The following is a 15,216-nucleotide window of genomic DNA, read 5'->3' as shown; positions in this document are numbered from 1 at the left end:
CGCCGCGATGAGCCCCGACCCCGCCGGGGCCGTCGCCGACGCGCACCGTCGCGAGTGGGCCGGGGTGCTCGCCGCGACGGTGCGCGTCACGCGCGACCTCGACCTCGCCGAGGAGTGCGTGCAGGAGGCCTACGCCCAGGCGCTCACCGCGTGGCGCGACGGCGTGCCGGCCCGGCCCGGGGCGTGGCTGACCACCGCGGCACGGCGGCGCGCGCTCGACGCGCACCGCCGGGCCGCGGTGGCCCAGCGGGCGCTCCCGCTGCTGGTGGTCGACGAGGTCGCCCCGGAGCCGTGGGGCGCACCGCCGGACGACCTGCTCGCGCTCCTGTTCACCTGTTGCCACCCGGCGCTGACCGCCGAGGCGCGGGTCGCCCTGACGCTGCGGCTGCTCGGCGGCCTGACCACGCCGGAGATCGCGCGGGCCTTCCTCGTCACCGAGCCGACGATGGCCGCCCGCCTCACCCGCGCCAAGAAGAAGATCGCGGCGGCCGGCGTGCCGTTCCGCGTGCCGGGGCCCGACGAGCTGCCCCGGCGGCTGGCCGGCGTGCTCACGGTGGTCCACCTCGTGCTCACCACCGGGCACACCGCCCCCACCGGCGCCGCGCTCGTCCGCCACGACCTCCTCGACCGCGCCCACGACCTCGCGCGTCTGCTGCGCTCGCGCTTCCCCGACGACGCCGACGTCGCCGGCCTGCTCGCCCTCGTCCTGCTCACCGACGCCCGGCGGGCGGCGCGCACCGACCCCGCGGGCGGGCTCGTCCTGCTCGCCGACCAGGACCGCGCGCTCTGGGACCCCGGGATGATCGCCGAGGGGCGTGCGCTGGTGCTGGAGGCGCTGCCCGCCCGCCCGGTGAGCCGGTACGCGGTGCTCGCCGCGATCGCCGCCGTCCACGCCGACGCCCCCACGTTCGCCGACACCGACTGGCCGGAGATCGTCGGGCTCTACGACGTCCTCGCCGCGCGGTGGCCGTCCCCGGTCGTCGCGCTCAACCGGGCGGTCGCGGTGGGGTTCGCCGACGGGCCCGAGGCGGGGCTCGCGGCGCTCGACGCCCTGGGCGACGACCCCCGCCTCGCGACCTACGGCTACCTGGCCGCGGCGCGCGGGGAGCTCCTGCGCCGGGCGGGCCGGGACGCCGAGGCGCGGACGGCGCTCGAGGAGGCCGCGCTGCTCACGGCCAACGACGTCGAGCGGGAGCTCCTCACCGACCGGCTGGCCGCGCTCGAGGGCTGACCGGTCAGCCCGTCACGACGAACCGCACGCGCGGGGCGACGACCGGTCGAGCCGTCGCGTCCCGGTGCCCTCGGGTGCGAGCATCGGGGTGTGACCAAGGCCGTCCAGGACATGATGGTCGCGGTCGAGCGCACCCGGGACGCCTTCGCCGCGGCGGTGCGTGAGGGCGACGTCGACGCCGCCCTCGCGCTCGTCACCGACGACGTCGCGCTGTCGACGCTCCCGGCCGGCACCGGTGCCCGCGGGACCGAGGCGCTGCGCCGCCACCTCGCGCAGGACGTGCTCCCCCACCGTCCCGCCGACCTCACGACGACCCGGATCTCGCGCACGGGTGACCGCTGGCGGGTGGTCGACGAGGAGCGCGTCGCGTTCACCCACGACCGCGAGCTGCCCTGGCTGCTGCCCGGCGTCGCGCCCACGGGCCGGCACGTCGAGGTGCTGGCGATCACGGTCGTGGCCGTGCGCAAGCAGCGGATCGCCGAGCACCGCACCCTCTGGGACCACCAGGGGTTGCTGACCGGTCTCGGCCTGTCCTGACACACCCGGGTGTCGTCGAGGCCGATCGGGGGCACAATCCCACGGCGTCCCCACCGTCGCGGACCCACGAGGGCGGTCTCGACGGTCGAGCTCCGCTCGTCTCCGCCGACCAGGAGGGCGTTCCCATGAGCGAGAGCAACGGCCCCGCGCGGGCCGACCGCGTCTCCACCGAGGGCAGCGTCGCGTCGGAGTCGGAGCACTCCGCGCTGCGCGCCGACATCCGCCGGCTGTCCACCCTGCTCGGGCGCACGGTGGCCGCGCAGCACGGCGACGACATGCTCGAGCTGATCGAGAAGGTGCGCCGGCTGGTGCGGGAGGTCCCTGAGCGTGGCGACACCGCGATCCGCGACCTGTTCGGCGACCTCGACCCGGGCACGGCCGTGGTCCTCGGCCGGGCGTTCGCGACCTACTTCCACCTGGCGAACCTCGCCGAGCAGCTGCACCGGTCGCAGGAGCGCGCCGCCGAGCACGCCGCGGGGCGTGGGCCGCTGCACACGCTGGTCGACCGGCTCGCCGCCGACGCCGACCCCGACGAGCTCTCGACGGCCCTCTCGCGCCTCGAGCTCGAGCCGGTGTTCACCGCGCACCCGACCGAGGCCCAGCGGCAGTCGGTGCTGGGCAAGCTCCGCGCGGTCGCGAGCGTCCTGGCCGACGACCTGCCCGAGGAGGTCGAGGAGACCCGGCTGCACCGGCTGGTGGACCTCATCTGGCAGACCGACGAGATCCGGCCCGAGCGCCCGACGGTGCTCGACGAGGCGCGGTCGGTGGCCTACTACCTCGAGCAGCTGGGGCGGCGCACGGTGCCCGAGGTGCTCACCGAGCTCGACGACGAGCTCGGCCGGGTCGGCCTGCATCTGCCCGAGGGCTCGCGGCCGCTGGTCCTCGGCTGCTGGGTCGGCGGCGATCGCGACGGCAACCCGAACGTCACCGCCGACCTGACGCTCGAGACCATGCGGATCTACGGCGAGCGCGGCGTGCGCATCCAGACCGACCTGCTCGAGGACCTGGTCCAGGAGCTGTCGGTGTCGACGCGGCTGGTCGGGGTCTCGGAGGACCTGCGCCGCAGCCTCGCCCGCGACCGCCGCGCGCTGCCCGAGGTCTACGACCGGTTCGTGCGGCTCAACGCCGAGGAGCCCTACCGGCTCAAGTGCTCGTACATCCACGCGCGCCTGCAGAACACCGCCCGCCGCTACGCCGAGGGCACCCCGCACGTGCCGGGCCGCGACTACCTCGGGTCCGCGGAGTACCTGCGCGACCTCGAGGTCATGGACGCCTCGCTGCGCTCCCACCAGGGCGAGCGCATCGCCGACGGGGGGCTGCGCGACGTCATGCGCACGGCCAACGCCGTCGGGCTGCACCTCGCGAGCGTCGACGTCCGCGAGCACACGACCTTCCACCACACGGCGCTGGCGGCCCTCTTCGACCGCCTCGGCGAGCTCGACACCCCGTACGGCGAGCTCGACCACGACGGGCGCCGCGAGGTGCTCTCGAAGGAGCTCGCGGGGCGCCGGGCGCTGACCCCGCGCCGCGACCGGCAGCTCGACGACTCGGTGACCGAGACCCTCGAGGTCTTCGACACCATCCGCACCGTCCAGGAGACGTACGGCGAGGAGGCCCTGCACACCTACGTCATCTCGATGGCGCAGAACGTCGACGACATCCTCGCCGTCGCCGTGCTGGCCCGGGAGGCGGGGCTGGTCGAGCTGACCGCCGACGGGGCGGTGTCCTCGCTCGACGTCGTGCCGCTGTTCGAGACCGCGACCGAGCTGAAGATCTCCGGGGACCTGCTCGACGGCATGCTCTCCGACCCGTCGTACCGGGCGCTCGTGGCGGCCCGCGGCGACGTGCAGGAGATGATGCTGGGCTACTCGGACTCCAACAAGGGCGCCGGGCTCACCACCTCGCAGTGGTCGATCCACCAGGCCCAGCGCCAGCTGCGCGACGTCGCCGCCAAGCACGGGGTGCGCCTGCGCCTGTTCCACGGCCGCGGCGGCTCGGTCGGGCGCGGCGGCGGGCCGGCCGGCGAGGCGATCGCGGCGCAGCCGCACGGCGTCGTCGACGCGGTCATGAAGGTCACCGAGCAGGGCGAGGTCATCTCCGACAAGTACTCGCTGCCCGCCCTCGCCAAGGACAACCTCGAGATCATGCTCGCGGCGGTGCTCGACGCGACGCTGCTCCACCAGACCTCGCGGGTGGAGGCGGCGACGCTCAAGCGCTGGGACGAGGCGATGGACGTCGTCTCCGACGCCGCGCAGGCCGCCTACGACCGGCTGATCTCCCACGAGGGCCTGCCGGACTTCTTCACCCAGGCCACGCCCGTCGACGAGCTGTCGATGCTCAACGTCGGCTCGCGGCCCGGCAAGCGCCCGGGGGCCGGCGGGAAGGCGTCGCTGGACGACCTGCGCGCGATCCCGTGGGTCTTCGGCTGGACCCAGACGCGCATGATCGTGCCGGGGTGGTTCGGCCTGGGCAGCGGGCTCAAGGCCGCGCACGAGGCCGGCTACTCCGACGTGCTTGACGAGATGCGCGACTGGGCGTTCTTCGCGAACCTCCTGTCGAACGTCGAGATGACGCTCGCGAAGACCGACATGCGCATCGCCGGGTTCTACGTCGCCGAGCTCGTCGACCCGGAGCTGCAGCAGATCTTCGAGATCATCAAGGACGAGCACCGGCTGACCGAGCGCGAGGTCCTCAAGTTCTCGCCCGGCCACGAGCTGCTCGGCGGCAACCCGCTGCTGCGTCGCACCCTCGACATCCGCGAGGGCTACCTCGAGCCGCTGCACCACCTGCAGGTCCACACGCTCGCCCAGCGGCGCCAGGTCGACGACCCGGACCCGGACCTGCAGCGGGCGCTCCTGCTGACCGTCAACGGCATCTCGGCGGGCATGCGCAACACCGGGTGAACGGTTTGGTCGCGGGTCGGGCGCGGGAACGAGCCGGCGTGACCGCCCGCACGCTCGACCCGACGCCCGGATGTCCGAAGCGGATGGTCTTCGGGCCGTGCGGGGGCGTGCGCAGCGACGGGTCGTGCGAGCTCGACGCCGCGCTGCCGTGCCCGTGGTGCGGGCCCGACGCGGCGGTGCGGCCGTGGCCGACCCGCCCGCCCACCGGCCCGGTCCCGGTCCGCCCGCCGCGGGTCCTGACCGACCTCAGCGTCCCGCCCTACGACCTCGCCGCGCTGCGCGACATCCTCGGGCTGCTCGTCCCGGTGTCCGACGCCCTGCTCGTCGGCGAGCACCACCACCGCCCCGACTTCCCGCCGACGATGCTCGCCGCGGAGATCCTCGCCGTCGGCGGGAGCCCGTGGATCACCCTGACCTGCCGCGACCGCAACCGCGTCGTGCTCGAGCAGGAGCTGGCGGGGCTCGCCGCGCTCGGCGTCGGCGGCGTCCTCTGCGTCACGGGGGACGGGCGCGGGCAGGACGTGCGGCCCGAGGTGACGCAGGTCTTCGACCTCGACAGCACGCGCCTCGCCCACCTCGCCGCCGCCGCGGGCGTGCCGGCCGCCGTCGCCGTCGCCCCGGCCGCCCCGCCCGCGGACCTGCGACCGGCCGCGCTCGCGGAGAAGCAGCGCGCCGGGGCGTCGATGGCCGTCGCCAACCACGTCGGCTCCCCCGCCGCGCTGGCCGCCTTCCTCGACGCCGCGCGGGACGCCGGCGCCGACCTGCCGGTGATCGCCGGCGTCGCCGTCTACACCGACGAGCGCTCCGCCGCGGTCCTCGCCGCCTTCCCCGGCCTCGCGCTCGACACCGACGCCGTGGCCGCCGTGCTCGCCGCCCCCGACCCGCGCGAGGCGGGGATCGCCGCCGCGGTGGCGGAGGCCGAGGCGCTGCTGGCGGTGCCGGGCGTCGTCGGCGTCAACCTGTCCGGCCTGGCGTCCGCCGACGGCTGGCGCGCAGGCGCGGAGGTCAAGGCGGAGGTCGCCGCGCGGATCGGGAACACCCCGGCGTGACCTCCGAGACCAGACCCGGACCAGCCCCCGAGAGCAACCCCGACACCGATCCCGACACGCCCATGGAGGCCGAGTTCGACACGGTCGCCGCCTGGACCGAGGGCGCCGTGCGGGTCCTCGGCCGCGACCACGCGATCCCCGCCGCGTGCCGCGGCAGCGGCTCCCCCGCCGACCTCGCGTGGCTGGCCCAGGGGCTCGACGTGCGCGGTGACCAGCGCTTCCTCGACGCCGGCGCCGGGCTCGGCGGACCCGCCGCGTGGCTCGCCGACGACCGCGGCGACGCCTGGCACGGCCGGCCGGTGCTCACCGAGCCGATGGTCCACGCCGCCGCCTCGGCGCGGCGGCTGTTCGGGTTCCCGACCGCCGCCGCCGTCTCGGAGGCGCTGCCGCTGCCGACCGACGGCGTCGACGCCGCCTGGTCGCTCGGGGTCCTCTGCGTCACGCCGTCGCGGGCGGACATGCTCGGCGAGCTCCGCCGGGTCCTCGTGACCGGCGGGCGGCTCGGGCTGCTCGTCCTGGTCCACGGCGGTGCGCCCCTGCCCGAGCAGCCGGAGGGCAACGACTTCCCCACCCACGCCGAGCTCCACGACCAGCTCGCCCGCACCGGCTTCCGCGTCGACGACGAGGTCGAGGCCGACCGCCTGCCCGGCGCGCCGCCGTCGTGGACCGAGCGCGCCGACCGCGTCGAGGAGCACCTGCGCCGTCACCACGGCGACCACCCGGCGTGGCGCCAGGCCCAGGAGCAGGAGCAGGTCATGGGCCGGTTGCTGCGCGAGCGCCACGTCGTCACCACGCTGCTGCGCACGACGGCGGTGTGAGCCGGGGCCCGGCGCGTCGGGACGCGACGCGCCGGGTGGTCCCGGCGGGCGGGCCACCCGTGGTCCCGCTGCGGCAGGCGGCACGCCCGGTCGGGCGACACACGCGTGGGCGGACCATCCGTCGCGGAATCGGTTCAGCTCGGCGCGGACCGGCGCGTGGCGCTCGTCGGGGCGACGCCCCGACGCTCTACTGGTGCCCGAGCGACCCGGTCCGGGCGCCGCACCCGTGGCGCCACGACCGGCGGGAGGAGAACAGGTGACCTACGACGCGGTCAGTGCCTACACGGTGCTGTTCGGGGACGGCGAGTCCCCGGCGACCGTCAGCGTGCACGGCTCGGCCGAGGAGGCCTGGAGCGCCCTCGACGTGCTCGTCCGCGGCCGGTCCCGGCGCTGGCGGGCCCGGGCGGTCGCGGTCGACGAGGACCGCGTGACCGAGCTCGCCGAGCGCTGGCGCCGGGCCGACCCCGACCGCCGCTACTGGCAGGTCGCCCCCCACCGCCTCCGTGTCACCGTGCCGGCCATCGCCGCCCGCCGCGTGCCCCGCCCCGCGTAGGGGTCAGGGCTTCAGGACCCGGGCCTGCTCGACCTCGGCGGCGCTCATCGTGCGGAAGTCGACGCGCAGCCGACCGAGCCGCCGCGTCTCGCACCGGTGGATCGCGGGCAGGAAGCCCGCCCGCTCGCAGCCTTTGAGACTCGCGATGTTGTCGACCCCGACGAACGTGAGGACGCGGCGGGCGCCGAGGTCGGCCGCCTTCTCCGCGATCATCGACATGCCGGCGCTCATGATCCGACGGCCCTGGTGGCGCGTCGGCGTGAACGCGCCCTCGAGCAGCGCCTCGTCCGCGCGGAGCTCGGGGAAGATCCCGTGGAAGAAGTCGCGGATCGCGTCGTTCTCGCCCGACCCGAACAGCCACTGCACGTAGCACGGGTCGTCGTCGGGGTCGACCGCCACGTACGGCGTCCCGATCCCGCGCTCGAGCAGCCGGACGCGCGTGTGGCGCTCCCAGCGCTCCGCCTCGTCGACCTCGGCGTGCTCGTCGAGGATCCGGGGGACGTCGGCGTCCGTGAGCCGACGGACGGAGATCGGGATCTTGGCGAGCGGCGTCTCGTGGGGCGCCGTCAGGTCCCGCGCGAGCCCGTAGGCGTGCGTCGTCGACGACGCCCGCCGCGCGAGCCGCCTCGCGGTGTCCCGGTAGGTGCCCGACGCGACGGTGTACCGCGCGGCCCGGGCGTAGCGCGCCGCCGCGGCACCGATTCCCTGGACGTCCATGTCCCTGGCTCCTCCCGGTGAGTGGCGGGGGCGGACCCTACCCGGTCGAGGTGCCTGCCCACCCGACACGGTGCGTCACGTCGAGCAGGCTCGTGCGCGAGGCACACACCGGGTGACGGACCCCGGACCTCGGACGACGGAGGTGGGTCATGGTCACGACGTCGGTGCGCCGCCACCTCCGCGAGCTGCGCGCGGCGTTGCGGGTCGTGGTCAGCGTGGTCGCCACGTTGCTGCTGGTCGCGGTCCGCGCCGGGCGACCGCGGGGAGGACCGGCGACGCCCGTCGCCCGCGCCCGCTCCCTGGTCGTCCTCGTGCACGGCTTCGGCGCGGGCCCAGGCTGCTTCGACGCGGTGGTCCCGGCGCTGGGCGGGCCGGGCGTCGCCGTCGTGGCCCACCGCTACTCCTGGACCGGGCGGGTCGGGACGCTGGGTGAGCAGCTCGCCGACGAGGTCACCGACCTGGTCCGCCGCAGCGGGGCGCGGTCGGTGACGCTCGTCGGGCACAGCCTGGGCGGGGTGATCGTGGCCGCGAGCCTGCCGCGGCTGGACGGGGTCGTGACCCGCGTCGTCACCGTCGCCGCCCCGCTGGGTGGCACGCGGTGGGCGCGCCTCTTCCCGGTCGGCGCGGTGCGCGACCTGCGCCCCGGCTCCCCCGCCCTGCGGACGATCGCCGACGCGCCCCGCCGACCCGCGTCCTGGACCGCGGTGGCCTCGCGCGCCGACGTCGTCGTGGCGGTCGACAGCGCGACGCCCCGGGCCGCCCGGGCGGTCGTCGTCGACGGCGTCGGGCACTGCGGGCTCCTGCGCGACGCGGACGTCATCGCCCGCCTCGCGGCCCTCGCCCGTCACGGCCGCTCGGGTCGGGCCCGGACCCGGGCCGTCGTCCTCCCCGACCGCCCCGTCGCGGCGCGCCCGGCCCTCGCGCTGGCCGCCTGACGGGACGACCCCGCCGCCGCGAACGGGGAGTTCGTGCGCCTAGAAGCAGCGAACAGCGCGTTCGCTACGACTCGCCGGCCGCTACGACTCGCCGGGGCCGCTCAGGCCATCGCGCGGTCGGTGGGGTTGATCGGGCGCGGGAGGACATCGCGGCCGGTGAGGTGCTTGTCCACTCCGGCGGCGGCGGAGCGGCCCTCCGCGATGGCCCAGACGATGAGCGACTGCCCGCGCCCGGCGTCGCCCGCGGCGAAGACGCCGGGCACCGAGGTCTGGTAATCGCGGTCGCGGCGGACGTTGCCGCGCTCGTCGTAGTCGACGCCGAGGCTGTCGAGCAGCCCCTCCTTTTGCGGGCCGAGGAAACCCATGGCGAGGAAGACGAGCTGGGCGGGGAGCTCCCGCTCGCTGCCCTCCACCGGCACGAACTTCCCGTCGACGCGCTCGACGTCGACGAGGCGCAGCGCGCGCAGCTCGCCGTCCTCGTCGCCCAGGAACTCCTCGGTGTTCACCGAGAACAGGCGCTCGCCGCCCTCCTCGTGCGCCGAGGAGACGCGGAAGATCATCGGGTAGGTCGGCCACGGGTTGGTGGCGGGCCGCTCCGACGGCGGGACCGGCATGATCTCGAGCTGGGTGACCGAGCGCGCGCCCTGCCGGTGGGCGGTGCCGACGCAGTCCGCGCCGGTGTCGCCGCCGCCGATGACGACGACGTCCTTGCCCTCGGCGTCGATGAACGAGCGCTCGTAGTCGCCCTGCTGGACCTTGTTCGACGGCGGCAGGTACTCCATCGCCTGGTGGATCCCGCGCAGCTCACGGCCGGTGATGGGCAGGTCCCGCCACGCCGTGGCGCCGACCGAGAGCACGACCGCGTCGTGGTCGGCGCGCAGCTTCTCGACCGTGAGGTCGGTGTCGGCCGGGCCGCCGACCTCGACGCCCGCGAAGAAGCGCGTCCCCTCGGCCACCATCTGCTCCAGACGGCGGTCGAGGCGCTTCTTCTCCATCTTGAACTCGGGGATGCCGTAGCGCAGGAGCCCACCGATGCGGTCGGCGCGCTCGTAGACGGTGACGTCGTGCCCGGCGCGCGTGAGCTGCTGGGCCGCGGCGAGCCCCGCGGGCCCCGACCCGATGACGGCGACCGACTTGCCGGTCTTCGACTCGGGCAGCACGGGGCGCACGAAGCCCTCGTCCCACGCCCGGTCGATGATCTCGATCTCGACCTGCTTGATCGTCACCGGGTCGGAGTTGATCCCGAGCACGCACGCGGCCTCGCACGGGGCGGGGCACAGCGTCCCGGTGAACTCCGGGAAGTTGTTGGTGGCGTGCAGGCGCTCGATGGCCTCGGCCCAGTCGTCGCGCCAGACCAGGTCGTTCCACTCGGGGATCATGTTCCCGAGCGGGCAGCCCTGGTGGCAGAACGGGATGCCGCAGTCCATGCAGCGCCCGGCCTGCTTGCGCAGGGTGGCCGGGTTGAGCTCCTCGTAGACCTCGTGCCAGTCCTTGATGCGGATGTCGACGGGCCGGCGCCGCGGGAGCTCCCGGCCGGTGGTCATGAATCCCCGGGGGTCAGCCACGAGCGGCCTCCATGATCGCTTCGTTGACGTCGCGGCCGTCGCGCTCGGCGTCCGCGGTGGCCTCCAGGACCCGCTTGAAGTCCGTCGGCATCACCTTGGTGAAGCGCGGGACCGCGGCGTCCCAGTCGGTGAGCAGGTCGTGGGCCACGGCGGAGTCGGTGGCGGCGTAGTGCTTCTCCACCAGACTGCGCAGCTCCTCGACGTCGTCGGGGCCGACGACCTCGAGCTCGACCATCTGGTGGTTGACCCGGCCCTCGGTCAGGTCGAGCACGTAGGCGATGCCGCCGGACATGCCCGCCGCGAAGTTGCGGCCGGTCGGGCCGAGGATGACCGCGCGCCCGCCGGTCATGTACTCGCAGCCGTGGTCGCCGACGCCCTCGACGACCGCGACGGCGCCGGAGTTCCGGACGCAGAAGCGCTCGCCGACCTTGCCGCGCAGGAACGCCTCGCCGGCGGTGGCGCCGTAGAGGATGACGTTGCCGGCGACGATGTTCTGCTCGGCGACGAACGGGGCCTGCGGGTGCGGGCGCACCGAGAGCCGCCCGCCCGAGAGGCCCTTGCCGAAGTAGTCGTTGGTGTCGCCGATGAGCCGCATCGTCACGCCGCGGGGCAGGAAGGCGCCGAACGACTGCCCGCCCGAGCCGGTGAACGTGATGTCGATGGTGTCGTCGGGCAGGCCCTTGCCGCCCCAGCGCCGGGTGACCTCGGAGCCGAGCATCGTGCCGACGGTGCGGTTGACGTTGCGCACCGGCAGCTCGAGGCGCACCGGGGTGCCGTCGGCGATCGCGCCCTCGGCGAGCTGGATCAGCGTGTGGTCCAGCGCCTTCTCCAGGCCGTGGTCCTGCGCTTTCGTCTGGTGCAGCGACTGCTCGACGAACGTGGCCGGCGGCTGCTGGCGGTGGAGGATCGCCGAGAGGTCCAGGCCCTCGGCCTTCCAGTGCGACTCCGCGGCGCGGGTGTCGAGGACCTCGGTGTGCCCGATGGCCTCCTCGATCGACCGGAAGCCCAGCGCCGCCAGGTGCTCGCGCACCTCCTGGGCGACGAACTCCATGAACGCCACGACGTACTCGGCCTTGCCGTCGAACTTCTGGCGCAATACGGGGTTCTGGGTCGCGACGCCGACCGGGCAGGTGTCGAGGTGGCAGACGCGCATCATGATGCAGCCGCTGACCACCAGCGGGGCGGTGGCGAAGCCGAACTCCTCGGCGCCCAGCAGCGCGGCGATGATGACGTCGCGGCCGGTCTTGAGCTGCCCGTCGGTCTGCACGACGATCCGGTCGCGCAGGCCGTTGGCGATGAGCGTCTGCTGGGTCTCGGCGAGGCCGAGCTCCCAGGGCCCGCCCGCGTGCTTGATCGAGCTCAGCGGCGACGCCCCGGTGCCGCCGTCGTGACCGGAGATGAGGACGACGTCGGCGTGCGCCTTGGACACGCCCGCCGCGACCGTGCCGACCCCGACCTGCGAGACCAGCTTGACGTGCACGCGCGCCCGCGGGTTGGCGTTCTTGAGGTCGTGGATGAGCTGGGCGATGTCCTCGATCGAGTAGATGTCGTGGTGCGGCGGCGGCGAGATCAGCCCGACGCCCGGCGTCGAGTACCGAGTCTTCGCGATCCAGGGGTAGACCTTGTGGCCGGGCAGCTGCCCGCCCTCGCCGGGCTTGGCACCCTGCGCGATCTTGATCTGGATGTCGTCGGAGTTGACCAGGTACTCGCTCGTGACGCCGAAGCGCCCGGACGCGACCTGCTTGACCGCCGAGCGGCGCGAGTCCCCGTTCGGGTCGCGGGTGAAGCGGCCCGGGTCCTCGCCGCCCTCGCCGGTGTTCGAGCGCCCGCCGAGGCGGTTCATCGCGATGGCGAGCACCTCGTGCATCTCCTGCGAGATCGACCCGTAGGAGATGGCGCCGGTGTTGAAGCGCTTGACGATCTCGGAGACCGGCTCGACCTCGTCGATCGGGACCGGCGTGCGCTCGCCCTCCTTGAACCCGAAGAGGCCGCGCAGCGTCAGCAGGCTCGAGCTCTGCTCGTCGACCGCCCGCGTGTACTCCTTGAACGTGTCGTAGTTCTGGGTGCGGGTGGAGTGCTGCAGCTTGAACACGGTGTGCGGGTTGAAGACGTGCAGCTCGCCCTCACGGCGCCACTGGTACTCGCCGCCCACCATGAGCTCGCGGTGGTCGGCCTTGACGCCGTCGGCGGGCCAGGCCTGGCGGTGGCGCCGGGCGACCTCCTCGGCGAGCACGTCGTAGCCCACGCCGCCGAGGCGCGAGGTGGTGCCGGCGAAGCAGTCGCCGACGACCTCGGTGCCGAGGCCGATCGCCTCGAACACCTGCGCGCCCATGTAGGACGCGACGGTCGAGATGCCCATCTTGCTCATCACCTTGCGCACGCCCTTGGCCAGCGCCTCGACGACGTTGCGCGTCGCGGTGCCGGAGGTGACGCCGGTGATGACGCCGCGGTCGATGAGGTCGTCGACCGAGTCGAGCGCCAGGTAGGGGTTCACCGCGCTCGCGCCGTAGCCGAGCAGCAGCGCGACGTGGTGGGTCTCGCGGACGTCGCCGGCCTCGACGACGAGGTCGAGGCGCGTGCGGGTCTTCTCGCGGACCAGGTGGTGGTGCACCGCGCCGGTGAGCAGCAGCGACGGGATCGGCGCGTGCTCGGCGTCGGAGTGGCGGTCCGACAGGATGATGACGCGCGCGCCGTCGGCGACGGCCCGGGAGATCTCCTCGCGGATCTCGGTCAGCCGGGCACGCAGCGCGTCCCCGCCGCCGGCGACCTCGTAGAGCCCGGAGACCAGGTAGGGCGCGAAGCCGGGCATGTCGCCGTCGTCGTTGATCCCGGCGATCTGGGCGAGCTCGTCGTCGTCGATCACGGGCAGGGGCAGCACGACGCGCCGGCAGGACGCCGGTGAGGCGTCGAGCAGGTTGGTCTCCGACCCGAGCTGCACCTGCAACGAGGTGACGAGCTCCTCGCGGTAGGCGTCGAGCGGCGGGTTGGTGACCTGGGCGAACAGCTGGACGAAGTAGTCGAACAGCAGGCGGCTGCGGGCCGAGAACGGCGCGAGCGGCGCGTCGTTGCCCATCGACCCGGTGGCCTCGGCCCCGCTCTGGGCCATCGGGCGCAGGAGCAGCGAGACCTCCTCGCCCGTGTAGCCGAAGGTCTGCTGGCGGCGCACCAGCACCTGGCGGTCGAACCGGTCGCGCTCGCGCGACGGCAGGTCGGCGAGCTCGACCATCCCGGCGTGCAGCCACTCGTCGTAGGGGTGCTCGGCGGCGAGCTCGCCCTTGATCTCGTCGTCGTCGACGATGCGGCGCCCGACGGTGTCGACGAGGAACATGCGGCCGGGCTCCAGGCGCCCCTTGCGCACGACCGTCGCCGGGTCGATGTCCAGGACGCCGACCTCGGAGCCGAGCACGACCAGGCCGTCCTCGGTGACCCAGTAGCGGGCGGGGCGCAGGCCGTTGCGGTCGAGCACCGCGCCGATCACCGAGCCGTCGGTGAACGCCGCGAGCGCGGGGCCGTCCCAGGCCTCCATCAGCGTGGAGTGGTAGCGGTAGAAGGCGCGGCGGGCCGGGTCCATCTCGGCGTGGTTCTCCCACGCCTCGGGGATCATCATCAGCACCGCGTGCGGCAGCGTGCGCCCGCCGAGGTGCAGCAGCTCGAGCACCTCGTCGAAGCTGGCCGAGTCGCTGGCGTCGGGGGTGACGATGGGGAAGAGGCGGTCGAGCTCCTGCTCCCCGAACGCGTCGGTGGCGAGCATCGACTCACGGGCCCGCATCCAGTTGCGGTTGCCCTGCAGCGTGTTGATCTCGCCGTTGTGGGCGAGGTAGCGGTACGGGTGCGCCAGGCTCCACGCCGGGAACGTGTTGGTGGAGAAGCGGCTGTGCACCAGCGCGATCGAGCTGGTGGTGCGCTCGTCGGCGAGGTCGGCGAAGAACGGCTCGAGCTGCTCCTCGGCGAGCATGCCCTTGTAGACGACGGTGCGCCCGGACAGGCTCGGGAAGTAGGTCTCGACGCCCGCGGCCCGCGTCTCGTGCTCGACCCGCTTGCGCACCGCGAAGGCGCGCCGCTCCAGGGTCATGACGACGCCCGCGTCGTCGTCGCCCGCGTTGGGGGTGTCGACGACGTGGTGGACGTCGTCCGGCAGGCCGAGGAAGAGCTGGCGGAACCGCGGCATGACCTCGCGGGCCGTGCGCCCGATGCCGGCGCGGTCGGGGTCGACGGGCAGCTCGCGCCAGGCCAGGACCTCGAGGCCCTCCTCGGCGGCGATGCGCGCGACGATCTCCTCGACGGCCGCGGGGTCGGCGTCGGCGGGCAGGAAGGCGTTGCCGACGGCGTAGCGGCCGGCGGCGGGGAGCTCGACGCCCGCCTCGGCGAGCACCGGGCGGTAGAGCCCGTCGGGCACCTGGATGAGGATTCCCGCGCCATCGCCGGTTTCGGGCTCGGCGCCGCGGGCACCCCGGTGCTCGAGATTGATCAGTGCCGTGAGCCCGCGACTGACGGTGCGGTGGTCACGGCGTCCGGCGATGTCGGCGACGAACGAGACGCCGCAGGCGTCGTGCTCGTACGCGGGGTCGTAGAGGCCCTCGCTCTGACGGCGGTCCACGTGCGCCTCCGATCGTCGTCCGTGCAGGTGGTGGTCGCCGGGGGCCCGGCGGTGGTGGTCGTGGGGACCGGGGAGCGCGGTGGCGCTCGTCCCGGGGCAGGCCCCGGCGCACCGGTCGTGGTGTCCGTGGTGGACGACCGGAGGGGCAATGCGACGTTAACCTCCGCGGCCGTCGCCGCGCACCGCCCCGACACGTCCGAAAGAGTGCTGATCGCCATAGCCCGGCAACCCCTCGACGGGGTCGTCGGGGCCGGTTCAGCGGCGCGTGTGTCTGCGCGACCCCCGGGGTTCGCCGTAGGGGTCGCGGCCGG

10 protein-coding genes are annotated in these 15,216 nt (G+C 74.5%); 7 read left to right on the top strand and 3 right to left on the bottom strand.

The window, feature by feature from the left end:
- Positions 1–7: 7 nt before the first annotated feature.
- The 6 genes from PGB27_RS27070 (at position 8) to PGB27_RS27045 (ending at position 7,091) form a co-directional block, all read left to right on the top strand.
- Entirely contained in the window at positions 8–1,231 is a 1,224-nt protein-coding gene (locus tag PGB27_RS27070) for an RNA polymerase sigma factor (RefSeq protein ID WP_274203557.1), read from the top strand.
- A gap of 90 nt (positions 1,232–1,321) precedes the next feature.
- Positions 1,322–1,768, top strand: coding sequence for an ester cyclase (locus tag PGB27_RS27065; RefSeq protein WP_274203556.1), 447 nt, complete (start codon positions 1,322–1,324; stop codon positions 1,766–1,768).
- 125 nt (positions 1,769–1,893) lie between these two features.
- Positions 1,894–4,671, top strand: a complete 2,778-nt coding sequence (ppc, locus tag PGB27_RS27060) for a phosphoenolpyruvate carboxylase (RefSeq protein ID WP_274203555.1) — start codon at positions 1,894–1,896, stop codon at positions 4,669–4,671.
- Positions 4,672–4,709: 38 nt separating this feature from the next.
- Positions 4,710–5,720 carry a methylenetetrahydrofolate reductase C-terminal domain-containing protein gene (locus tag PGB27_RS27055; RefSeq protein ID WP_274203554.1) on the top strand — a complete coding sequence of 337 codons (1,011 nt, stop codon included), beginning with the start codon at positions 4,710–4,712 and terminating at the stop codon, positions 5,718–5,720.
- Entirely contained in the window at positions 5,717–6,538 is an 822-nt protein-coding gene (locus PGB27_RS27050) for a class I SAM-dependent methyltransferase (RefSeq protein WP_274203553.1), read from the top strand. Before PGB27_RS27055 ends, PGB27_RS27050 begins: the two co-directional genes overlap by 4 nt.
- A 256-nt stretch (positions 6,539–6,794) precedes the next feature.
- On the top strand, positions 6,795–7,091 hold the full coding sequence (locus PGB27_RS27045) for a hypothetical protein (protein ID WP_274203552.1): 297 nt from the start codon (positions 6,795–6,797) through the stop codon (positions 7,089–7,091).
- Between the two features lie 3 nt (positions 7,092–7,094).
- On the opposite strand, the gene PGB27_RS27040 is transcribed toward PGB27_RS27045, so the two are convergent.
- Positions 7,095–7,808, bottom strand: coding sequence for a GNAT family N-acetyltransferase (locus PGB27_RS27040; RefSeq protein WP_274203551.1), 714 nt, complete (start codon positions 7,806–7,808; stop codon positions 7,095–7,097).
- A gap of 149 nt (positions 7,809–7,957) precedes the next feature.
- Here PGB27_RS27040 and PGB27_RS27035 point away from each other — a divergent pair, with 149 nt between their 5' ends.
- Positions 7,958–8,743: an alpha/beta fold hydrolase gene (locus PGB27_RS27035; RefSeq protein ID WP_274203550.1), complete on the top strand. Its 786-nt coding sequence runs from the start codon at positions 7,958–7,960 to the stop codon at positions 8,741–8,743.
- A gap of 101 nt (positions 8,744–8,844) precedes the next feature.
- On the opposite strand, the gene PGB27_RS27030 is transcribed toward PGB27_RS27035, so the two are convergent.
- Both PGB27_RS27030 and gltB read right to left on the bottom strand, forming a co-directional pair.
- Positions 8,845–10,308 carry a glutamate synthase subunit beta gene (locus PGB27_RS27030; protein WP_274203549.1) on the bottom strand — a complete coding sequence of 488 codons (1,464 nt, stop codon included), beginning with the start codon at positions 10,306–10,308 and terminating at the stop codon, positions 8,845–8,847.
- On the bottom strand, positions 10,301–14,905 hold the full coding sequence (gltB, locus tag PGB27_RS27025; RefSeq protein WP_274203548.1) for a glutamate synthase large subunit: 4,605 nt from the start codon (positions 14,903–14,905) through the stop codon (positions 10,301–10,303). The genes PGB27_RS27030 and gltB overlap by 8 nt, the downstream gene beginning before the upstream one ends.
- Between the last annotated feature and the right edge of the window lie 311 nt (positions 14,906–15,216).

The organism is Actinomycetospora lemnae, from assembly GCF_028737315.1.
Classification (GTDB): domain Bacteria; phylum Actinomycetota; class Actinomycetes; order Mycobacteriales; family Pseudonocardiaceae; genus Actinomycetospora; species Actinomycetospora lemnae.
Note: the sequence above shows the minus strand (reverse complement) of the source record. Positions and strands in the feature narration are given on the sequence as shown.